This is a genomic window from Desulfobulbus propionicus DSM 2032 (assembly GCF_000186885.1).
GTDB lineage: Bacteria > Desulfobacterota > Desulfobulbia > Desulfobulbales > Desulfobulbaceae > Desulfobulbus > Desulfobulbus propionicus.
Window position 1 is genome coordinate 2946007 of sequence record NC_014972.1, and the last position, 22581, is coordinate 2968587.

The 22581-nt window shown below is 59.4% G+C and carries 19 protein-coding genes and 1 tRNA gene; 13 read left to right on the forward strand and 7 right to left on the reverse strand.

All coding sequences use genetic code 11. The features are described from left to right. Positions 1–273: 273 nt before the first annotated feature. From DESPR_RS12870 to DESPR_RS12885, 4 genes are all read right to left on the reverse strand, one after another. Positions 274–350, reverse strand: a tRNA-Met gene (locus tag DESPR_RS12870). Positions 351–396: 46 nt separating this feature from the next. Next, complete coding sequence (locus DESPR_RS12875) at positions 397–858, reverse strand: acyl-CoA thioesterase (RefSeq protein ID WP_015725231.1); 462 nt, start codon at positions 856–858, stop codon at positions 397–399. Next, positions 855–2087, reverse strand: coding sequence for a cofactor-independent phosphoglycerate mutase (locus DESPR_RS12880; protein ID WP_015725232.1), 1233 nt, complete (start codon positions 2085–2087; stop codon positions 855–857). The genes DESPR_RS12875 and DESPR_RS12880 overlap by 4 nt, the downstream gene beginning before the upstream one ends. Positions 2088–2117: 30 nt before the next feature. Then, entirely contained in the window at positions 2118–3422 is a 1305-nt protein-coding gene (locus tag DESPR_RS12885; RefSeq protein ID WP_015725233.1) for a homoserine dehydrogenase, read from the reverse strand. A gap of 362 nt (positions 3423–3784) precedes the next feature. On the opposite strand from DESPR_RS12885, the gene DESPR_RS12890 reads away from it, so the two are divergent. The 9 genes from DESPR_RS12890 (at position 3785) to DESPR_RS12930 (ending at position 13575) form a co-directional block, all read left to right on the forward strand. Further along, positions 3785–4462 carry an adenylate kinase gene (locus DESPR_RS12890; RefSeq protein WP_015725234.1) on the forward strand — a complete coding sequence of 226 codons (678 nt, stop codon included), beginning with the start codon at positions 3785–3787 and terminating at the stop codon, positions 4460–4462. A 100-nt stretch (positions 4463–4562) separates the two neighbouring features. Continuing rightward, the gene (locus tag DESPR_RS12895; protein ID WP_015725235.1) at positions 4563–5147 is read left to right on the forward strand and encodes a D-sedoheptulose-7-phosphate isomerase; all 585 of its coding nucleotides are present in this window, start codon (positions 4563–4565) and stop codon (positions 5145–5147) included. 39 nt (positions 5148–5186) lie between these two features. Beyond that, positions 5187–6146 (forward strand): GSU2086 family protein, encoded by a 960-nt coding sequence (locus tag DESPR_RS12900; RefSeq protein ID WP_015725236.1) that lies wholly within the window; start codon positions 5187–5189, stop codon positions 6144–6146. Between the two features lie 65 nt (positions 6147–6211). Continuing rightward, the gene (gene hemC, locus DESPR_RS12905) at positions 6212–7171 is read left to right on the forward strand and encodes a hydroxymethylbilane synthase (RefSeq protein ID WP_015725237.1); all 960 of its coding nucleotides are present in this window, start codon (positions 6212–6214) and stop codon (positions 7169–7171) included. 11 nt (positions 7172–7182) lie between these two features. Continuing rightward, positions 7183–8763, forward strand: coding sequence for a uroporphyrinogen-III C-methyltransferase (gene cobA / locus DESPR_RS12910; RefSeq protein WP_015725238.1), 1581 nt, complete (start codon positions 7183–7185; stop codon positions 8761–8763). 103 nt (positions 8764–8866) lie between these two features. Then, positions 8867–9151 (forward strand): cereblon family protein, encoded by a 285-nt coding sequence (locus DESPR_RS12915; protein ID WP_052302114.1) that lies wholly within the window; start codon positions 8867–8869, stop codon positions 9149–9151. Between the two features lie 311 nt (positions 9152–9462). Further along, positions 9463–10047 (forward strand): hypothetical protein, encoded by a 585-nt coding sequence (locus DESPR_RS12920; protein WP_169701612.1) that lies wholly within the window; start codon positions 9463–9465, stop codon positions 10045–10047. A 241-nt stretch (positions 10048–10288) separates the two neighbouring features. Further along, positions 10289–11938 carry an FG-GAP repeat domain-containing protein gene (locus DESPR_RS12925; RefSeq protein ID WP_043770095.1) on the forward strand — a complete coding sequence of 550 codons (1650 nt, stop codon included), beginning with the start codon at positions 10289–10291 and terminating at the stop codon, positions 11936–11938. A gap of 263 nt (positions 11939–12201) precedes the next feature. Next, positions 12202–13575 (forward strand): porin, encoded by a 1374-nt coding sequence (locus tag DESPR_RS12930; protein ID WP_015725242.1) that lies wholly within the window; start codon positions 12202–12204, stop codon positions 13573–13575. A 123-nt stretch (positions 13576–13698) separates the two neighbouring features. On the opposite strand, the gene DESPR_RS12935 is transcribed toward DESPR_RS12930, so the two are convergent. Then, entirely contained in the window at positions 13699–15525 is a 1827-nt protein-coding gene (locus DESPR_RS12935) for a response regulator (protein ID WP_015725243.1), read from the reverse strand. A 155-nt stretch (positions 15526–15680) separates the two neighbouring features. Here DESPR_RS12935 and DESPR_RS12940 point away from each other — a divergent pair, with 155 nt between their 5' ends. The 4 genes from DESPR_RS12940 to DESPR_RS12955 all read left to right on the forward strand — a co-directional run bounded on the left by DESPR_RS12940 (position 15681) and on the right by DESPR_RS12955 (position 20003). Then, positions 15681–16109 carry a HEAT repeat domain-containing protein gene (locus DESPR_RS12940; protein ID WP_015725244.1) on the forward strand — a complete coding sequence of 143 codons (429 nt, stop codon included), beginning with the start codon at positions 15681–15683 and terminating at the stop codon, positions 16107–16109. Continuing rightward, a complete protein-coding gene (yoaA, locus tag DESPR_RS12945) occupies positions 16102–18066 on the forward strand; it encodes a DNA repair helicase YoaA (RefSeq protein WP_015725245.1) in 1965 nt (654 codons plus the stop codon). The genes DESPR_RS12940 and yoaA overlap by 8 nt, the downstream gene beginning before the upstream one ends. Further along, positions 18053–19069 carry a polyprenyl synthetase family protein gene (locus DESPR_RS12950; protein WP_015725246.1) on the forward strand — a complete coding sequence of 339 codons (1017 nt, stop codon included), beginning with the start codon at positions 18053–18055 and terminating at the stop codon, positions 19067–19069. Before yoaA ends, DESPR_RS12950 begins: the two co-directional genes overlap by 14 nt. 157 nt (positions 19070–19226) lie before the next feature. After that, positions 19227–20003, forward strand: coding sequence for a divergent polysaccharide deacetylase family protein (locus DESPR_RS12955; RefSeq protein WP_169701613.1), 777 nt, complete (start codon positions 19227–19229; stop codon positions 20001–20003). 16 nt (positions 20004–20019) lie between these two features. On the opposite strand, the gene ispH is transcribed toward DESPR_RS12955, so the two are convergent. Together ispH and DESPR_RS12965 are read right to left on the reverse strand one after the other, a co-directional pair. Next, positions 20020–20940, reverse strand: coding sequence for a 4-hydroxy-3-methylbut-2-enyl diphosphate reductase (gene ispH / locus DESPR_RS12960; RefSeq protein WP_015725248.1), 921 nt, complete (start codon positions 20938–20940; stop codon positions 20020–20022). A gap of 55 nt (positions 20941–20995) precedes the next feature. After that, the gene (locus DESPR_RS12965; RefSeq protein ID WP_015725249.1) at positions 20996–22411 is read right to left on the reverse strand and encodes an AAA family ATPase; all 1416 of its coding nucleotides are present in this window, start codon (positions 22409–22411) and stop codon (positions 20996–20998) included. Between the last annotated feature and the right edge of the window lie 170 nt (positions 22412–22581).

The following is a 22581-nucleotide window of genomic DNA, read 5'->3' on the forward strand; positions in this document are numbered from 1 at the left end:
CAGAGACGTGTCTCGTGGTGGCGGGTTGCGAGGCGACCTCCCCCGGAGATCGAGCGCACTGTTGAGCCGAGTACACAACACACATCGGCACAATCAACGGTGGGTCGCGGTGAATGCCCTATTTCATTGCGATCCGTTCGTCTGCCAGTCATCGGCGGCCCAAGCAGAAATGAAAAAATGAAAAAACAATAGGATGAGCAACACCCAGAGCGCTTGGTGAGCAAAAAAAAAGAGAGGGCAAGTCAACTTGACTTACCCTCTCTTGTATCTCCATGGTAGCGGGGAGAGGATTTGAACCTCTGACCTTCGGGTTATGAGCCCGACGAGCTACCAGACTGCTCCACCCCGCGTTGCAATCAGGGCATAATACCCGATTTTATTTTGCCGTCAAGTTGTTTATGCAGCGCTCTTGCTTTTTTCCAGGATCGCCTGGATCTTGTCCAGCACGGACTGGGGAAAAGGAGTCAGTTTACCTTGACGGTTGACGCAGGCATGCACGGTGAACCCCTTCACCAGCAGGGTCGACTTGCCGTCGGCCTGCTCGCGGCTGATGGCATAGTGAAAGCGGCAGGTCAGCTTACTCACCTCAACCAGAGAAACGGCGATGGTGATGAGGTCGTCGTAGGCGGCCGGGGCCTTGAAGCGGAGATAGCTTTCGGTCACCGGCAGGATGCAGCCCAACTGCTCGATGGCGCTGTAGGGCAGGGCCCAAGCCCGCATCATCTCGGTGCGGCCGATCTCGAAGTAGCGCAGGTAATTGGCGTTGTAAACCACGCCGGCGGCATCGGTATCGCCGTAGATCACCCGATAGGTGGTGGTGAAAATCGGCTCCATCAAATTGATTGCGAGCTTGCTCACGCCGCATCCTCCTGTTCGACAAAGCGACGGAAAAAGGCGGCACCCGAATCGAGGGTCAAGCCGTTCTCTTGTACGGCCGCCAGAACATTGGCCTCGGTGTAGGTGCGGCCCGAGGGATGCTTTACTCCCCGTGAATCGTAAAGGAACATCGGCACCGGCCAGTCTTCGTGGGTACGGCGGTGAATAGGGGTGTAATGATCCATGGTCACCACCAGGCGGAAGGGCTCCCCGCGACGCTCCATCGCTTCAACGATCGGGGTGACAATCCTGCGGTCAAAATCGGTCACCGCCTGGACCTTCTCCCCGGCCAACCCCTGATGCCCGGTCTCATCCGGAGCCTCGACATGGACCAGGACAAAATCGTCCCGCTCCAGCACTTTGAGCGCGGCCTCTGCCTTGCCTTCGTAATTGGTGTCGAGATAGCCGGTGGCGCCGGGCACCTCGATCACCTCCAACCCCCCGAGCACGCCAAGTCCCTTGAGCAGGTCCACCGCCGAGATCAGGCCGCCGCGAATGCCGAAACGGTGCTCCAGGGTTTCCATGGCCGGCCTCCGGCCCTCGCCCCACAGCCAAATACCGTTGGCCGTTCGTTTGCCCAACCGCTGCCGCTCCCGATTGACCGGATGATCGGCAAACATCTCTGCCGCCCGGGCCATCAGGACACGGAAGGGTTCGACCTGCTCATAGACTTGAAAATAACCGGCCACATCCTGATCGGAATGATCGTGGGGCGGCACGGTGGTGAAGCCGGCGGGCAACTCGCCGTGATAGACCAACAGGTGACGATAGCTGACGCCGGGATAGAGGGTCAGTTCCTTGCTGCCGCATTCGGCCTGGAGAGCGGCGATGAGCTGGCGGCTTTCCTCGGTGGTGATGTGGCCGCTGCTGTAATCGACCATGATCAGGCGACCGTCGCCCGGCCGCTCCACATGCACGAGATTGCAGCGGAAGGCGATTTCCTCGGCAGTCAGTTCCACGCCCAGGCTTGCGGCTTCCAGCGGGGCCCGGCCGGTATAATACCGTTCGGGCTCGTAGCCCATCAGGGAAAGGTTGGCGACGTCACTGCCCGGCGGATAGCCCTCGGGCACGGTCCGCACCACGAGCATCTCGGCGGATCGCGCCAGCCGATCCATGGTCGGCGTTTCGGCCACCTCCAGGGGTGTCTGGTTATGCAAGGCCGGGACCGGGACATCGCCCATGCCGTCGCCGATAAGCAGAATATATTTCATAGGATCACACCCAATAGATTCGGGGAAAATTTATTCTTCCTCGAGGATGCGGATTTTGACCACCGGTGCGGTCACGCTCGCCAACCGGTTGATCTCGTCCAGGGCCGCGCTCACCGCCGATTCCTTGGCGCTGTGGGTGACGATCACCACGGCGACGGCCCCGATCTTCTTGCGTCCCTTCTGAATAACCGATTCGATGCTGATCTCGTACTTGCTGAGAATCCCGGCAACGGTGGCGAGGACGCCCGGTTGATCAAGCACGGTGAGTCGGAAATAGTAGGGGCCGCACAATTCGTCCATGGGAGTGATCCGTCGCGGCCGCATTGCTTCGGGCAGATAGGACAGGGCTGGCACCCGACCGATGGAATGACAGCGGATGTTGCGGGCGATATCGACCACATCGGCGGCCACCGCACTGCCGGTGGGGATGGAACCGGCCCCCAGACCGTAGAGCAGTACGTTGCCCACGGTGTCGCCATGAAAATGGATGGCGTTGTAGGCGCCATTGATCGAGGCCAGCAGGTGGCCCTGGGGGACCATGGTCGGGTGGACTCGTGCCTCGACGTGGTCACCGTGGTTACGGCTGATGGCCAGCAGCTTGATTCGACAGCCGAGCTCGCGGGCCAGCTCGATGTCCATGGGCTCGATGCGCGAGATGCCCTCGGTGGCGATCTCGTGATGGGTGATCGGCATGCCGTAGGCCATGGTCATGAGAATGGCCAACTTATGGGCGGTGTCAATGCCCTCGACGTCATAGGTGGGGTCCGCCTCGGCAAAACCCAATTTCTGCGCGTCCTTGAGCACTTCGGCAAAAGGCATGCCCTCATCGGTCATGCGGGTCAGAATATAGTTGGCGGTGCCGTTCATGATGCCCATGATCGACAGAATCCGATTGGCCACCAGCCCCTCCTTGAGCGCCTTGATCACCGGGATGCCTCCGCCCACGCTGGCTTCGAACCCGACCTCGACGCCCCGCTTGGCGGCGGCGGCAAAGATCTCGGCGCCTTCCTGAGACAGCAGGGCCTTGTTGGCGGTGATCACATGTTTGCCATGGGCGATGGCCTCGAGGACAAAAGTCTTGGCCGGCTCGATGCCGCCGATCAGTTCGACGATGATGTCGATGTCTGGATCGTTGATCAGGGTCCGGGCGTCTTGGGTCAAGGGAATATCGCTAAACCGCTCTGGCAGGGCCGCGGTGCCATGATCGGCAATACCCGCCAGACGGATGGTCATGCCGGTTCGCCTGACCAGCCGTTCCCGCTGCGACAGCAGCACTTCCGCCAACCCTTTGCCCACCGTGCCAAAACCGATCAGTCCGACTTTGATTTCCTTCATGCCCGTCCCCATCCGAAAAAAAAAGAGTAATTTTATGGGCCGATTTCTACCCGCTTTCCCGTTCCTTGTCAAAAACTATGCACCGCCAGACCACTCCTTCACCTCCACCGTCCCCTGGTCGCCCAGCCGCTCCGACCACCCGCCGCCATGGGGACCACGCGAAATAAACCTCTGTTTTCCTGATCTTTGCACCTCTCATCACTTTGCCTGATCCGAACTATCATTTTTCGTGGCGCATTCGGACAAGGTACAGTATATTCCCCAAGCTGATGAGGGATCATTCATTAATCGGCTCGTTATTTTGTCAATCATATAAAGATGTTACTCAACCATTCTTTGAACCAACCATGGAGGAATCCGGTATGAACATCCTTACTTTCGGTCCGAACGGCAGCGGCAAAGGCACCCAGGGCGCCATCATCAAACAAAAATACGGCATCGACCACATCGAGTCCGGCGCCATCTTTCGCGAGCATATCAAGGGCGGCACCGAATTGGGCAAGAAAGCCAAGGCCTACATCGATCGCGGCGATCTGGTTCCCGACGAGATCACCATCCCCATGGTGCTCGAAACCCTGGCCAAATCCAAGGACAAGGGCTGGTTGCTTGACGGCTTTCCCCGTTCGGTTGCCCAGGCAGAGGCTCTGGACAAGGCCCTGAAAGAGGCCGGCATGAAACTGGACTACGTGGTCGAGATCGTTCTTGACCGTGAAATCGCCAAGGAGCGCATCATGGGCCGCCGCCTCTGCGCCAACGACAACAACCATCCCAACCACATCGCCTTTGAGGCCATCAAGCCGGTGGAAAAAGACGGCAAACTCGTCTGCCGTGTCTGCGGTGGCGAGCTTTCCGCCCGCGCCGACGATCAGGACGTGGACGCCATCGACAAGCGTCACAAGATCTATTACGATACCGAGACCGGCACCACGGCCGCGATCAACTATTTCAAGAAGCTGCCGGGCGGCGCTCCGGTGATTTCCGTTGACGGCTCCCTGGCCATCAAGGAAGTCTCCGAACTGATCATGAAGCAACTGCCGTAAGCCATCGGTTGTTGTTCCTGTTCATAAACGTTTCCGTACCTCTGGGTGCGGAAACGTTTTTTTGTTGGAGAGCGCCCCCTTTTCTTTTATGGTTGGCGGCATGAAAACACTTATTTCGACCAATTTGGTCCAATCGATCATGGCCAAGGAGGCCTTTGTCAAGGAATCGGTCGACGATATTCTCCTCCTGAGCGAGTGGATCCGGGAGGTGTTCGAGGATGGCGGCAAGCTGCTCATTTTCGGCAACGGTGGCAGCGCCGCCGATGCCCAACATCTGGCGGCCGAATTCGTCAACCGCTTTCTGATCAATCGCCGTCCCCTGCCCGCCCTGGCCCTGACCACCGACAGTTCGGTGCTCACCTCGATCGCCAACGATTTTTCCTATGAACTGGTTTTTGCCAAGCAAATTCAGGCGCTGGGCAAACCCGAGGATCTGGCCCTGGGCATTTCCACCTCCGGCACTTCGGCCAATGTGGTCAAGGCCATGGAGGCTGCGCGCACCATCGGCATGAAAACCGTGGCCCTCACTGGCGGCACGGCCCGCCCCGGCGGTGACTTGGCCGCCATCTGCGATCTGGTGCTCAACGTCCCGTCCGATTCCACGCCGCATATCCAGGAAACCCACCTCTGGGTGGAACACCTGTTGTGTGAGATCGTTGAACGACAAATGTTCGCCTCTTCCTGACCTGTTTGCTTTCTTTTCGTCTTTTTCCCGCATACGCCCATGGCCGACTATCCTCCGGTTCCCCTTGACTTCAGCGGACTGAACACCTATTCCGTGTATGGCCGCCACTCCAAGGTGAGTGTCGCCGATTTCGCTCATCCCCTCCAACCGGGAATGACGGTGCGCCAGTTGCTGGCCGCCCTGCCCTCTCAACTGGCGGGAGTCGATTTCCCGGATCTGGTGCGGCGTATTGCCGTGGCGCATGAGCAGCAACGGCCGATCCTGCTGGGCATGGGTGCCCATGTGATCAAGGTGGGACTCAACCCCATCCTGATTGATCTGATGCGGCGGAGGATCATCACCGCTGTGGCCCTCAACGGCGCAGGCATCATCCATGACACGGAAATCGCCATGGTGGGCCGCACCTCGGAGGAGGTGGCCGATGTGCTCGGTGCCGGGGCCTTTGGCGCGGCCAAGGAAACCGGCGAGGTGCTCAACGGCGCCATCATCGACGGTGCCCGACGAGGCATCGGCATCGGCCAGGCGGTGGGCGAGATGTTGCTGGCCAACGGCTTTCCCCACAACGACCAGAGCCTGCTCGCCATGGCGGCGCACCTCAAGATACCGGTGACGGTGCATGTGGCCATGGGCACGGATATCATCCACATCCATCCCTCGGTGGACGGCGCGGCCATCGGCCAGGCCGGCCACCACGATTTCCGGGTGTTCTGCCGGCTGGTGAGCGAACTGGAAGGCGGCGTCTATCTCAATGTCGGCTCGGCCGTGCTCCTGCCCGAGGTTTTTCTCAAGGCCCTGACCGTGGTGCGCAACCTCGGCCACCAGGTCAAACAGTTCACCACCGCCAACTTCGATTTTATCCGCCATTACCGGCCGGCGACCAACGTGGTCCACCGCCCGACCCTGGAAGGCGGCAAGGGATTCAACTTCACCGGCCATCACGAGCTGTTGCTGCCGTTGCTGGCGGCGGCCGTCCTCGACGAAATTGACAACCATGGGTAAAGACAGTATATGGCCGCTACCACTGAAACCGACATCGCAAGCCGCCATCGCAACAGGACCGGTGCATGAGAACATTGCTGCGCATAGGGACGCGCGCCAGCCTGCTGGCCGTGACCCAATCGACCTGGGTCAAGACCCAGATTGAACAGGCCCATCCGGGAACCCGGGTGGAGTTGGTGAAAATCACCACCAAGGGGGATCGCATCCTCGACGTGCCGCTGGCCAAGGTCGGCGGCAAGGGGTTGTTTGTCAAGGAGATCGAAGACGCCCTCCTGGCCGGTGAGGTCGACCTGGCGGTGCATTCGATGAAGGATGTGCCCACCGAACTGCCGGAGGGGTTGCACATCGGCGTCATTCCGGTGCGGGAAACGCCCTACGATGCCTTTCTCTCCAAGACATGCACCACGCTTGCCGATCTGCCGCAGGGCGCCACCATCGGCACCTCCAGCCTGCGGCGCAAATCACAGCTGATGGCGCTGCGGCCAGACCTGGACATCGTTGATCTGCGCGGCAACATCGACACCCGGCTACGCAAGCTCGATGAGGGCGTCTATGACGCCATCATTCTGGCCGGCGCCGGACTGCGGCGTCTGCACTTGGAACACCGGATCACGGCCCTGCTGGAACCCACGCAAATGCTGCCGGCCATCAGCCAAGGAGCGCTGGGCATTGAACTGCGCCAGGATGACACCGAACTGGCCGACGGGCTGCGCTTCCTTCACCACGGAGAAACCGCCGTCGCCGTCGAGGCCGAACGCGCCTTTCTGCTGCGCCTGGAAGGCGGTTGCCAAGTGCCCATCGCGGCCCACGCCACGCTCGACAGCGGTTCGGTCACCCTGACGGGCCTGATTGCCAGCGTCGATGGCCGGCAAATCCTCAAGGAAGCAACTACCGGCCCAGCCGAGCAGGCAGCACGCCTCGGTGCGCAATTAGCGCAAACCTTGCTTGATCGAGGCGGCAAAGCCATTCTCGATGCGGTCTATTGCAGCGCATCAACGTCCCCCCATTCACCCCTTTCTGCCTGAACACGCGACCAGTGACCACACACCATTCCACCCCATCGTCCACCAACGGCAAAGTGTATCTCGTCGGGGCCGGCCCCGGCGATCCCGGCCTGATCACCCTGCGCGGCAAATACCTGCTCGAACACGCCGAAGTGGTCGTGTACGATTATCTGGCCAACCCCAAGCTGCTCAGCTATGTACCCAAGACCGCCCAGCTGATCTACGCCGGCAAGAAGGGCGGCGGCCTGCACGCCTTCACCCAGCAAGGGATCAACCGTCTGCTGGTCGATCATGCCCAACAGGGCAAGATGGTGGTCCGCCTCAAGGGTGGCGACCCCTTTATCTTTGGCCGTGGTGCCGAGGAGATCGAGGAGCTGGTCAGCGAGGGGATTGATTTCGAGGTGGTGCCGGGCGTTACCTCGGCCACCGCCGCCGCCACCTACGCGGGCATTCCCATCACCCACCGCGAGTACACCGCCTCGGTGGCCTTTGTCACCGGCCACGAGGATCCGACCAAGAAATTTTCCAACATCTCCTGGGAAAAACTGGCCACCGGTGCGGGCACCATTGTCATTTACATGGGCATCAAGACCCTGCCGAGCATCACCCAAAAACTGATCGATCACGGCCGCTCACCGGACACCCCCGTAGCCGTGGTCCGCTGGGCCTCGACCCCGCAACAGCGCTCGGTGGTCGGCACCCTGGCCACCATCTGCGATGTGGTGGCCCAGGCGGATATCAAGCCGCCGGCCCTGGTGATCGTTGGCGAGGTGGTCAAGCTGCGCAGTACCATCGACTGGTTCGAGAAACGGCCGCTGTTCGGCCGGCGCATCGTGGTCACTCGCACCCGTGAGCAGGCCAGCGACCTCGTAGCCAAACTGGAGGAATACGGGGCCGAGTGTCTCGAATATTCGACCATTCATATCGAACCAGTGGCCGATTACCGGGTCTTGGACCAAGCCCTTGCCGAGATCCACGCCTACGCATGGTTGCTGTTCACCAGCCTCAACGCGGTGACCTATTTCTTCCAGCGACTCTTTGTCCTTGGGCATGACAGCCGCCATCTGGCCGGAACGAAGATCGCCGTGGTCGGCAAGGCGACCGCCGAGGAGTTAAAGAAATACGGCCTCAAGGCTGACCTTATCCCGGATAAATTCACAGGAGAAGGATTGGCCAAGGCCTTGGTCGAAACGGAGGTCAACGGCAGCCGCATCCTTCTGCCCCGAGCGCTCAAGGCCAGCGACCTGTTACCGGAAACCTTGATCGACGCCGGCGCCGAGGTGACCATCGCCCCAGTGTACCAGAATGTGCCGCCTCAAGGGCGCAAGGAGGAATTGCGCGACCAGCTGGAGAGCGGTTCCATCGATCTGATCACCTTCACCAGCTCGTCCACGGTGACCAATTTCCTGGCCATGCTCGACGCGGGCAGCGACGAGGAACTGCACCGGCTGATGGATGCGGTGCGCATTGCCGCCATCGGCCCGATCACCGCCGAAACGGTTCGAGAACACGGTCTGCGGGTGGATATCCAACCCGAACGCTATACCATCGACGACATGGTGCATGCGATTGTCGCCGCCTATCGGAATAAGCCGGGACAACCGCAGGACTGAGCAACGCTGTCGCGGAATTCAGCTGCCCTCTTCCAAGGGAAAACGGTCGGCGGCAACCCGATCCGACCGTCAACCGGAGGAAAAGGAGAACATCGTCTGCGCCGTGTGCGGGGCAGCCATTACCCACCGTGACCATGTCATCCGGGTCAACAACCGTCACGAACACGCCTTTTTCAACCCGACCGGCATTGCCTTCCTCATCCGTTGTTTCCACACGGCACCAGGCGTTGCCGTGTGGGCTGAACCGAGTACCGCGTTTACCTGGTTTCCGGGCTATTGTTGGCAGATTGTCCTTTGCGCCGCCTGTCAAAGCCACCTTGGCTGGCTTTTTTCACCGATGGCTGGCGGTCGATCCTTTTATGGCCTCATCGCCGACCGCCTGTCCTGACCCATCACCCCGCCGGGTTCTCCTTCCGGCCGCCACACCGCACCTGGGCCTGCAACGGGTGCGATTCGCTCTTTTTCAAGAATAAATCCAAACAACTACCCGTGATCCGCTCCGCCTTTTTTTCCATTGTTTTTCACAAGACAGAACAGTACATTATGTCCAGTTAACGTAGAAACCGAGCGACGGTCATGCTTCCTCTCCTCCGACATTTCCTCCTTTTTGCCCTTGTGTTCGCGCTTGTCCCGCAGGCCGCAAGGGGAAGTGCGACTGAACGAGATCCGGCACCGAACGGTACCGCGTGGGATAACGCGGTGACCAGTCTATTGGCCGCCGGCATGTATGGTTTCGATGCGGATGCGCTTGACGGCCTGACCGTGCAGTTGCAACACTCCGACCACTTCGCTCCCGGCCTCAACCCCGGCAAGCATCAACTCGGCGGCCAGGCCATCACCTTTTCCTATGAAGGCTCGGCCGGCTTGCTCGAATTCTCGGCAGGCTATATTCTCTCGACCCAGCAGAATGGCACTGAACCGGGAACCGTCTTCATGAGTGTCGACCCTGGACTGAACAAGGACTTCGATCCCGGCCGCTCCTGGTTTCTCGCCCTCGATCTTTCCCGCTCCTACCAGATCGATGACGGCCTCTCCTTTAGCTTGGGCAACAGGGTCATGCTCCTCAACAACCCCTTCAACACCGAAGAGGGACAAATTTTTTCGCTGCTCTTCAACATGCCCATCTCCTATAAAGATTATCTCACCATCACCCCGGAGTTCCACTGGTCCCGTCCTCTCTCCGATGCTGCCGGCAGCAACCAAGCCACGATCTCCGGAACCGATGAGAACCAGGGAAGCGACGGTACGTTCTATGGTGGTGTCTCCATCAAATTTTCGTACTGATTCCCCTTAGCCAACAGCGGCCCCTTCCGTGTTTTCCTTGACAGCGAATGTTTTCCCTTTTCTTTTTGCGAAAAACGCAGGAAGCTAAAGAACTGTTGCACCATTGACAATCGTGAGCAATCTCGCTTCGCTTTCCCACTCATCCTTCAAACCAGAGACAGGAGCGCCCACAGTGAACGTAACACCTCTGTGCACAACCGAACCAACCCGAGCATCGTCTATCCGCGCCAGGATGCGAGCCTTGGCGCTTGCAATCGCCTGCTGTTTGGTGGCCAGCCTTGTGGCATGGCCCCCGGTAAATGCCGCCCAACCAGCCGCTCCGGCAAAGCGTCAGGTGATCTTTCTGCCCTTTGACGTTGAAATTTCAGGTTCTTACGCGTATCTGCGCACCGGTTTGTCCACCACCCTTGCCAGTCGATTGGCCACCCGCGCCAATATCGCGGCGGTCGCCCAAGGAGACGCCTCGGAACAAATGGCCGGTGCGCTAAAATCCGGCGAGTATGGCATTTTCAGCCAACGGCTCCGCCAATCCGGGGCGGAATACCTCATCATGGGATCGCTAGCCCCCAAAGCCGGCCAATTTGAACTGACCAGCTACGTCTTTTCGCAAACATCGCTCCAGGCCCCCAAAAAGTTTCAACAGTCGTTTCAAACGGTGGATGACGTCATGACCGCGGTTGACAACCTCGCCTGGGCGATCAGCGGCGCGGTTTTTGGCAAGCCCAAGCCAGAGGCCGCAGCTGGTGGAGGCTCCGGAATGGCCGCGTTTCAAACCGCGCATCCGGAGCGCGCCTATCGCGAGGGCCTGTTTGCCGGCACGGCAACCGGCCTGGAAGCTGGCGGTCCCTTTGAGTTGGTCAGCAGTTACCGCAGCAAGGGCATTCCCGCCGAAGCCAGGGACATGAACGCAGGCGACCTCGACGGCGACGGCACGCCCGAGATTGTCTTGCTGACCAGTTCGGCCCTGATGATCTACAGAAATGAAGAAGGACAGTTCCGCATGCTGGCCACAGCGGAGTTGCCGAACCATCTACGCTATCATTCGGTCACCCTGGGCGACCTGAACAACAATGGACAGCAGGAAATCTACATCAGCGGCAGCAATGGCGACTATCCCGACTCGTCCGCCCTCGAGTGGAACGGCAAAAAGGTGACCACCCTGTTTGAACATGTCGGCTGGTACCTGCGGACCATGAGCGCCCCCGGAGAGCCTATCGCGCTCATCGGCCAAAAGACCCCGGTTTCGGAACGCGATGGCGCCGACATTTACGAGATGGCGCTCGACGGCCGCGGCGGGGTCAACGCGGGCAACAAGCTGCCCCTGCCCCGAGGCATCAACATTTTCGACTTTGCCCGGGCCGATCTCGATCGCGACGGCGTGCAGGAAACGATCGTGCTCAACAACAGCAACCGGCTCCAGGTGTACGATGCCTCCGGTAGCCTCCGCTTTACCAGCAGCGAAATCCATGGGGCGAGCAACAACTTTTTCGGCACCCTAACCAGTCAGAACAATGCGGCCAACTCCGAGAAGGAAACCGTCTGGGTGCGGACCCGCATCGTGATCGCCGATCTCGACATGGATGGCGGCAATGACGTGCTGGTTGGTCGCAATCGCCTGGAAACGGTCAGCTTCATGCCCAACCTTCGCTATTTCGACGGCAGCTCCCTGGCCGCCTACACCTGGGTGAACAGCGGTTTGACCCGCCTGTGGGAAACGAAAAAGATTCCCGCGTACATCACCAATTACCAGTATGCCGGCACGCAACGGGAGAACGGCCACTATCAGGTTGTCTTTGCCGAGGCCGCAAGCAGTTATCCCTTTGTGTTCTGGAATGCGCCCACCACCTTTCTCAACAGCTACACCGTGCGCGTCAACGCGGCGGCCAAATAATTTTCTCTTTTGCCGACGGGGCCTGTCGAGGCCGTCACCCTTCGACGGGCCCCCTCCCCACCCATCCTCCAACCTCTTGTTTAATCGTTACTCTTTCACATCCCGCACCTGACCATTGCCGGTAAAAATATTTTTACTCAGGTAAAAAAAACTTGACGACTAGGTAAACTTACTCTATCGTGAAGCCATCCAAGATATGTTCAAAAGGGTTTCTCGAACGAGGGGAACCTGTACGCAACATGAGATAAAAAAAGGAGAGGAATATGAAAAAAGTACTTGTTGCAGGCGCTGCCCTGATGGTGGCTGGTGGGATGTATGCCGCTACCGCTTCTGCTGCCGCTGTCGAGCCCGGCGTGAAGATCACCGGCGATGCCCGTGTGCGTTTGTTTTATCAAAATGACAACTACGGTGATTTCGGCAATGATGACGTTGATGAGTCCAACACCGACATGGATTCCCGCGTTCGTCTGAATATCACCGGGACCGCCGCTGGTGGTGCCTATGCCAAGGCTCGTATCCGCATGTATGAGGGATACACCACCGACATCGACAACGACCCAAGCATCTCTTCCCTGGACAACAGCAACATCTGGGTCGACATCGCCCATGTCGGCATTCCGTTCAATGACAACTTCACCCTGGAAGCAGGTAAATACCGCTCCACCTACGGCCCCTTGGGCACCACCTACAACTTTTTCTATGATGACGTTCATCTGAGCGGTCTGCGCGGTATCATCAAGTTCAACGACGTGACCATCAACCCGTTCATCGAGTGGGTGGAAGAGTCCCAAACCTATGCCAAATATGATGTTGACGGTGATCCAAACACGAAAGATACCGACAATCCAAACAAAATCAAAGACAACGACGCCATGCGCTACGGTGCCCATATCAAGGGGCAGCTCAACAAGGATTGGGCGGTTGGCGGTATGCTCGGCTATCAGAGCGATGAACGGGACGAGGATAATGTTCTTCCGCACCTCAATTATCAGAATGAAGGGTTCTTTGGTTCCATTTACACCAACGGCAAGGTCAACGCCTTTGGCTTTGTCGCCGAACTCGCCGCCAACGACGGCAATCTGAACAACTTCAACTCCTGGGAAGATGATGCCGACGCGGTTACCGGCCCTGACCTGATCGGCTCCGATGACACCGGCTTCGGTGGATACATGTTCCCCAACTACCAGATCGACAAATTGAACATCGGGTTGAATCTGGGTTTCACCGATGGCGGTTTTCAACCGGACCGCGCCTTTGGTTTCGTCATGCTCGGCTCCTCGGATAACAGCAGAATCAGCGCTGCCCGCATCGGCGACACCGGTGACTGGTTCTGGGGCGGCTTGGTGGCCAACTATGCGATCAACGAATCCCTCAAGCTGACCGGTAACTTGGTTTACGCCGAGGTTGACGCCTGGGATTCCGAAGGTCCCGATGGAGACGGACCGGATACACGGTCAGGTGCGCTTGGAGCCGCTCTGGACAGCGCATGGGAGTTGTCTGCGGTTCTGCAGTACACCATCAGCAAGGGCGCGGATGTCTATTTCTCCGCCGGCTACCTGGCACCCGAATTTGAAGACTCCACCCTGGAAGACGACGGAGCCTTCGGTGCTTTGACCCGCTTCGAGCTCAAGTTCTAAGCGCTGCCTAGTACGGATTCTCCTGTAACACGCAATCAGGGGAGCAGGTTCTTGGAACCTGCTCCCCTGATTTTTTTATCTTTCTTTCCCTGCGGACAGCGAAGAGATATCGCTTTCCCGCCCCTACTCCACCACCCGCGGCAGCAGCACCGTGGCCCGCACCCCGCCCTGCTGCCTGTTGTCCAGGGTCAACCGGCCGCCATGATCCTCGACGATCCGTTTCACCAGGGTTAGTCCCATGCCTGTGCCAACCAGTTTGGTGGTGTAAAACGGATCGGTGGCATGCCGCAGATTGGTTCCTCCCGTACCTGAATCGCGAATGAGGATCTTCACCTGCGCCTCTTCAAGGACAACCTCGATGAACAGTTCGCCGCCTTGGGGCATGGCTTCGACACTGTTGCGAATCAGATGGACCAGGGCCTGCTGAATCAGCCGCGGGTCGGCATCAATCAACGGATCGGTCTCCGGCAGCAGCAGGATCTTCTTGATTCCTTGCGCCTTGATGGCCGCGAGATGGAGCAGGAGGGACTTGTGAATCAGCGGGATGAGCCGGATCTTTTCGCGCTCCGGCTTGACCTGATCGACAAAACTGAACAAATCCTCCAGGGTTTTTTCGATCTTTTCCGCCTCGCCGGCCATCATACCGAGGAAGCGCAACCATTCCTTGTTGTCAATTTTCCGGGAAAGAAGACGTGCTGTTCCCCCGATGGCAGTGATCGGATTGCGGATGCTGTGGGCCAGTTGGGCAGCCATGTGCCCCAGGGCGGAATAGCGCTCGGCCTCGACCAGCAGATCCTTGTTCTTTTGCAGTTCGCTGGTTATCTCCTCCAGCTCCTTGATTTTCCGTTGCATGTCCACATACAGCCGACAATGCTCGATAGCCAGGCTGGCTTGGCCGGCAAATCCTTCCAGGGCCAGGATCCGCTCCTCATCGATCTGGGCACGATTGACGAAATGATCGGCAATGATCACTCCCAGAGCGCGGCTGGGGGAATACAGGGGAACCACCACAAAGGAGTCTTCCTGGAGCAAGCCGACCAACTCCAAGGGCACTGGATATTCGCTCCGGCCGTCAACGACGTTGATCGATTGCCGATTGCGGACCGCGCGGATCAGCAGGTTGTCGGCGTCCAGGGCGTCGACCCGCAGGGCGCGGACAATCCGGTTGACTTCGGTGTCCATGGCGGTTTCATTGCGCTGAATACGGACGAACAGGTCGCGCAGTCCCAATTCCTGTTCCCGCAGATCCCGCCAGATTCGGCTGCCGTCCTCCCGGTTTCCTGGACCGATGGCCAGGCGCCCTTCAAGCACGTCACCAGCCTCGTTGAACAAGGCCAAAAAGGCGCGGTTGAACTGTAACCCTTCTTCGGCGGTGATCCCTGCCAAGATGGCATGGAGGATTTCATCGAGCTCCACCATGCTCAAATAGGCGGTGTTCATTTTCATGGCCAGCTGGTGGGCGAACTGCAAGCGGAAGTTGGCCTGCTCGATCTGCTGCTGGTATTGGCGATTACGGATGGTCAGGCGCCGTTTTTCCAAAACCCGGCGCAGGGTGGCCAGCAGATCGGTGAAATGTACGGGCTTGGCCAGGTAATCGTCGGCACCGAGCCGAAGGCAGGCCAACGCTGTCTGCAGATCGGTCACCGCGGTAAGCATGATGACCGCTAAGTCCCGATCATGCTGCTTCAGCTCTGGCAGGAGCTTGATGCCGTCTGCGTCGGGAAGGCCGATGTCCAGTAACGCCAGCGCCACCTTGTGCATGCCGAGCTGACGGCGCAGGGCATCGGCCGAACCGGCGGCAACCGTGGCAAACCCCTGCTGGTGGAGAAAATCCTCCAACAGTCCAACGATATCGGCAAAATCGTCGACAATGACGATCACCTCTCCCTCTTCCAGCAATTCTTCGTTGGCTATGGACAGGGGAGGAGGAAGATGGGACTGCTCAATCATGACGATACCCGGCTGTTATTGTCTCGTTGTTCCAAGGCTTCTGGTTGTTCTACTCTTGAAAAAAAAACGTGTCAAGCAACAGCACTGGTCATTCTCGGATTGCCTCCCTGTCCTGGTCGTGGTATGGACCACACAACGACGTCAGCCAATCTGCCATGCCCACCGAATCCCACCAATTGAAAACAATACCCGAAGTAAGCGATACGGAACTGGTGCAAGTCATTGCCGATTTTCTCGCCTTGGGTCACGCCGACAACATCGTGGCCATGTTCCGCCAGGAACCCCGCTATTTCACCTGGACCGGTCAGCTGCTCACCGACGAACGTTTTGCCGTCCGGCTGGGAGTTTCCGTGCTGTTTGAGCAGTTGGCCGCATTGTGCCCAGACCTCCTGCCCCTGGCCATCCCCGGCCTGGAGGACCAGTTGCGCCACCCGGTGGATTGGGTGCGCGGCGAGGCGGCCAGCGTGCTCGGCATCATCGGCACCGAAAGGGCCCTTGCCCCGCTCCCGCAACTATTGAACGACCGCTCACCTCAGGTGGTGGAAATCGTGCGCGACATCCTTGGGCTTCCCGCTGATGGATAATATTTTTGGCCCGAATGGGATTCTGGCCCAACATCTCCCGGGCTACGAAGCACGATCCGGCCAGCTGGCCATGGCCAAGGCCGTGGCCGAGCTGCTTACCGCAGAGCAACCAAATCAGGCCACTCAGGCTTCCTGCCTGGTGATCGAGGCCGAAACCGGCTTGGGCAAGACTCTCGCCTATCTGATTCCGGCCGTGCTCAGCGGCCGCCGGGTGGTGGTGTCCACCCATACTCGCACTTTGCAGGATCAAATCCTGCAAAGGGAAATTCCGCTGATTCTGCAGTATATCGATCCCCACCTCAAGGCCCTGTGCGTCAAGGGACGACAGAATTATCTCTGCCTCTACCGCTGGCGGCAACTGCACGCCTCACGACAAACGGAACTGTTTACCGACACTGCCGAACAGGCCATCGAGGCCTGGCTGGAAAAGACGGTCCATGGCGACCGTTCCGAACTGAGCTGGTTGACCGCTTCGTCGCCCCTGTGGCAGAAAATCTGCTGCCAATCCCACTTCTGCCTGGGCGCCACCTGTCCCGAAGCGGCCGGATGCCACCTGAACCGGCTGCGTCGCGATGCCGCAGCCAGTAGGTTGCTGATCGTCAACCACCACCTGCTTTTCTCCGACTTGGCTGTCCGGCGTACAGGATATGGCGAGGTGCTGCCACGCTACGAGTCCGTGATCTTCGACGAGGCCCATCATGTCGAAAGCGTGGCCACCACTTTTTTCGGTTCCTCCTGTTCCCGTCATCAGCTCATTGATCTGAGCAGCGACGTGGAACGCAGTGCCGAGGGCGAACTGTCCGGCACAGCACAGCAGACAGTTCGCGCGGCCGTCGCCCGCCTTGCCGGCGCGACCGAACGGCTGACGAACGCGTTTCCCAAGGAAAAGGGCCGGTTTCCGCTCCCCCCCCTGCTCCGCAATCAGCCGGACATCATCCCGTTGCGCAGCGATCTTCAGGCAGCGCTGGAAAAGCTGGCCGATACCCTCGAAGGGCTCCCGGAAGGCCCCTGGAATCAATATGCCGATCGCGCCCGGGATTTAGGCGAACGGTTGCAGTCGATCTTGGTGGAGCAGTTTGACGACCTCCCCCTTGACGAGGTGCAGTTCACCTACTGGTTTGAGCGCAGCGAGCGCAACCTGACCCTCTGTGCCACCCCCGTGGACGTGGCCACGGACCTGCAAACCACATTGCTTGCGACGGTCATCTCCTGCGTGTTCACCTCGGCCACCCTGACCACGGCCGGAAAGTTCACTTATTTTCTTGAACGGCTTGGCTTAGCCGCCGACACCCCCACCCTTTCCCTGACTTCGCCCTTTGATTATCAACACCGCACCTTGCTCTACGTCCCCGATGCGCCCTTTCCCGAACCGGCAGGCGTCGGCTATCCGCAGGCCCTGCACGACCGCATGGCCCGCCTGATCACCCACGCCGGCGGCAGGACGCTGTGCCTGTTCACTTCCTTTGCCGCCATGGACCTGGCCCATGCCGCCCTCCGCGACCGCCTCCCCTATCCGCTGCTCGTCCAGGGAGAGGCGAGCCGGCGCACCCTGCTGCGCCAATTCAGCGAGCAGACCGATTCCGTCCTGTTTGCCGTGGCCAGTTTCTGGGAGGGGGTCGATATTCCCGGCGAATCGCTCAGCCTGGTGATTATTGACAAATTACCGTTTGAAGTCCCCAGCGACCCTGTTATTATGGCCCGGGTCAACCGCATCAAGGCCTTGGGCGGCAACCCGTTCGTCGACTTTCAAACGCCACGGGCCATTCTCACCCTTCGTCAAGGCGTGGGCCGACTGATGCGAACCGCCAACGACCGCGGCGTTATTGCCATACTCGATACCCGGCTTTTCACCAAGGGGTATGGCCGTCAATTTCTCAAAAGCCTGCCTCCCAGTCCTTTGACCAGCGACATGGAGAAGGTGGCAGCTTTCTTTCAGAGCAGCAATGAACACACCTGAAACACATCCGCCTGTGGATTTGCGCGGAACCACGGCGACCGTCACTGCCCGCGTGGAAGCCGCCATGCGCCATGATCTGACCACGGCCCTGGCCGGCTGCGATCCGCTTCTGGGAGAAATCGTCCATTATGCCCTGTTCAACGGCGGCAAGCGCATCCGGCCCCTGTTGACCGTGCTCTGTTCCCGGTGCTGCGGCCGGGATGACGCAGAGCTCTACCAGCTGGCCGCGGCCTTCGAGTACCTGCACGTGGCCACCCTGGTGCACGACGATGTGATTGACCGGGCCGAGCAACGCCGGGGCACCCCCACGGTGGTTGCCCGTCACGGCCTGACGGCGGCGATTCTCGCCGGTGATTGGCTGCATGCCCACAGCATGCACCTGATCGGCAAGCTGGCGGGTGGCCGCGGCTTGGAAATTTTCTGCCAAGCCACGGCCTCCATGGTCAACGGCGAATTTGCGCAACTCCGCCTCATCGGCGACATCACCGGAACCGAACAACAGTATTTCGAGGTCATCCGCCAGAAGACCGGCAATCTCATTCGCTCCACCTGCTCCATCGGCGCCTTGTTTGCCGGTGCCGACGAGGCCCGACGCACGGCTCTGGCCACCTATGGCGACCGCATTGGCGCGGCCTTCCAGGTGGTGGACGATCTGCTCGATTTTCTTGGCTCCGCTCACAGAACCGGCAAGACCATTGGCAACGATTTTATTGAAGGAAAACTCACCCTGCCGCTGCTCCATGCCCTTGAGCGGGCAGACGATCAAGACCGGCACACCTTGAATCAGCTGCTGACAGGAGATCGAACCCGAACCGAAGCCTACCGGCAACTGGTCGACCTGATCGGGCGGTACGCGGGGTTCGACTCCGCCGCGCAAACAGCCCGACAACTGGTGGCGGAAGCAATCCAGGCGCTCGCCCCTTTCCATGCCTCCGGACAGGAAGGGGAAAACGTTGCCCTGCTCAAACAACTAGCCGAGTATATCCTCGCTCGCACAAAATAATCGCCTCGTGCCCTGTTCCGCTGTTCGCCTCCTTGCTGTCAGGGCGATCGTGACGGCGGCTCTTGCCACCTCCCTCGCCGGATGCCGCTCGCCAGATGCCCCGGAAAGGCTGCCTGCGGGATCCGTGCCCACTGCCGCGCCTCCGACCAGGGTGCTCGTGTCGCCCACATCCCTCTCCGAGCAGTTTCCATCCTCCGCATCGCTGTCGACCAAAACGCCACCACCGCGTTCCGCCCATGAGCGGACCGCTGACGGCAACGCGTCCACAACAGCTGGCCGACCCGAGATCGCGATCATCATCGACGACATGGGCAACGATCTCAAAATGGGACGCAAGTTTTTGGAACTTGACGACAATCTCACCTTTTCCTTTCTGCCGGGGGCGCCGCACACCCAGGAACTGGCGGAGCAGGCGTTTCAAGCCGGGCGCACCGTTCTTGTCCATCTGCCCATGGAACCCAAAGACACCCGGTGGTCTCCCGGAACGGAGGCGCTGCACATTGCTGACACGGAGGAAGGGATCAGAACGAAAACAGAGACCATGCTGGCGGCGGTGCCGCATGCCGTTGGCACCAACAATCACATGGGATCACGGTTCACCGAACATGGCCTGGGCATGCACCGGGTACTGACCGTGTTGAAAGAACGGGCTTTGTTCTTTGTCGACTCCTACACCACCGCCGGCTCGCAGGGTTTGGCCACCGCCCGGCGGCTTGCTGTGCCGGCCACCCGAAGGCATGTATTCCTCGACAACGAGAAGACGCCAAGCAAGATCTGCGACCAGCTTGATCAGCTGGCCCTGTTGGCCCGGCAACAGGGCCATGCCGTCGGTATCGGCCATCCCAATCAGGCCATGTTCACGGCCCTGGCGCGCTGCGGCCCGGAGAATATGCATCACATCAACCTGGTGAGTGTTCAGCGGCTGACGCGATAGGGAACTGAAAAAATTCCTACACCTCCAGTTCCGGAACGAGAAAGCTGATGTGTTCCTCCTCGCCCTCCATTTCGGTCACCGTCACATCCCCCCACCGACGCAGCCAATCCACCACCCCCACCACCAGGTGCTCCGGAGCCGAGGCTCCGGCGCTGACCCCGACCCTCTTGACCCCGGCAAACCAAGCCGGATCGATCTCGCTGGCATCGTCGATGAGATGGGCCGGTGTCTGCCGCAATTCCGCCACCTCCCGCAGCCGGTTCGAGTTGGAACTGTTTTTTGAGCCGACGACCAACACCAGATCCACCCGGTCGGCCAATTCGCGGACCGCAGCCTGCCGGTTGGTGGTCGCATAGCAGATATCGGTCCGATCCGGCTCGGCAATGCGTGGAAACCGCCGGCGAATGGCCAGGAGTATTTCCCGGGTATCGTCCACACTCAAGGTGGTTTGGGTTACATACCCAACCTTGTCCGGATCGGTCACCTGCAGCTGGCCGATCTCCGACGCCTTGGACACCACGTGCACCGGTCCCACCGCCTGGCCGCAGGTTCCCTCGACCTCGGGATGCCCCTTGTGGCCGATCACCAGCACGTCATATCCCTGGGCATTGAGCCGGATCATCCGCCGATGCACCTTGGACACCAGGGGGCAGGTGGCATCAATGATCCGCAATCCAAGGGCCGTGGCTCGTTGTTCCACCGCCCGGGAGACGCCATGGGCACTGAACACGGTGACCGATCCCCGGGGAATATCCTCCAATTCCTCGACAAAAACCGCCCCGCGACACCGCAGTTCCTCCAGCACATGCGTGTTGTGGACAATCTCGTGCAGGACATACACGGGTGGCCGATGGCGCTCCAGGGCCTGATGAACGATGGCAATGGCACGATTGACTCCGGCACAAAAACCGCGCGGCTTGGCAAGAATGACTTCCATGGGGTACCCGTGGTCAGATTTCAACAAAAGGAGGGCGGAACCGGATTGATGCCGCCTAGTTCTCGATCTTCTTCACCGCCTCGCTGATGGAAAGCGGATAGGGATGATGCTTGCGAAGAAAAACTGGCATGCTGTTACGCGCTTCCCGGGCTGCTTCCAGGCTGTCATACATGCCGTAAAAGACGAAAATGGTGGGGGGAGAGGTTTTTTTACGCAAAACATAGAGTTGTTCCCGAACCTGATAATAGTCATCCTCGGTCAGGGTAGTTGCGATGCTCGACTGGGCCTGATCGGAGACCAGCATCATCAGTTGAATGGTAAAGCCGCCCTTGTAGATGCCGGCCAGCCAACTGGCGCTGGCGCCCAGCCGCTCGCGGTAGAGCTTGTCGCCATCCCGGATCTCCTGTGGGGCGGGAGGCGGCTGGAGAACATCCTCCACCGCCTGCTCAGTTCCGCCGCCCTCCCGCACGCCGGGAGCCGATGCTGGACGGGCTGTCGCGGCTGTTTTCACAACAGGCTCACCACCAGCGGACTCCTCTTGGCCGGTGCCGCTGAGCAGCACGCCGATGACCAGCATCATCGCCGCCACCCCGGCCAGCGCTCCGATCACAAGCCTATTGGAGCTGAGCAGTTCATAGATCTCGATCACCTTGTTGTCCGGCTTGAACGGTTCTTCCTCTTCCGGCTCGACATGATCCAGCAGGACCATGAACGATTTCTCCGCGCACGAGGCTTGCAGGGTCTCGTCAGCCAAAATGTTGGTGATCCGGAGATTGCCCTTCGCGGCACTGAAGATCTTGGTGACCGCCCCCTCGGTGAAGACCTCGGCAAATTGCTCACGGCGCATGCCCGCGGCATTGACCCGGTACCGGAGATACTGTCTGGTCTCGCTTTCGGTCAGATTGTCCAGGAAATAGCCGGCATGCACATCGACCTTGGCATGGAAGACGGCCAACTGGTCAAGATTGGCGTCGAGTCCGGGACGGCCAGCAAGCACCAACACCAGGTCCAGGCCGTCCGGTCCGTCGCCGACATGCCGGATCAACCGTTCCAGGGCGGCGAGAAAGAGCTTTTCCGCCTCGTCGATCACAAGCACGGTCTTCATGCCGGACGCTCGGCGCTCGGCCAGCAGTTGCTGCAACGCCTCGAAAAAATGCGTCTGTTCGTGCGCCCCTCTGGGGTCCATGCCCAGATCCAGACAGACAAGGCGCAACAGTTCATCAAACGAGCCAATGGGATTGTCGAGCACGACTACCTGGTATCCGGAAGACAGACGCTCGGCGATCAACCGGCAAATCAGCGTTTTCCCCGAACCCTCCGGGCCAATCAGTTTGATCAACTGCTTGCCGGCCAGGATATCGAGAATCATCGACTGGCAGATCTCTTCCCTTTTTGCTCCCGGAAAAAAAATTTCCGAATCCGGCTCTTCCACAAACGGCGGGTGGGTCAGGTGAAAATGTTCGAGATACATGCGCTCAGAACCAGGCTGGTGAAAGACGGGCTGTTTCGACAACAAGCGGGAAACGGTAACAAGTCATTTGATTATCAATGAGTTACTGTTTTCTGTAAACCTCTTTTTACATCAAAAGGCTCATTTTTTCCCGAAAAGGCAAAGAAACCCGCCATACACCTTCGAGCTTG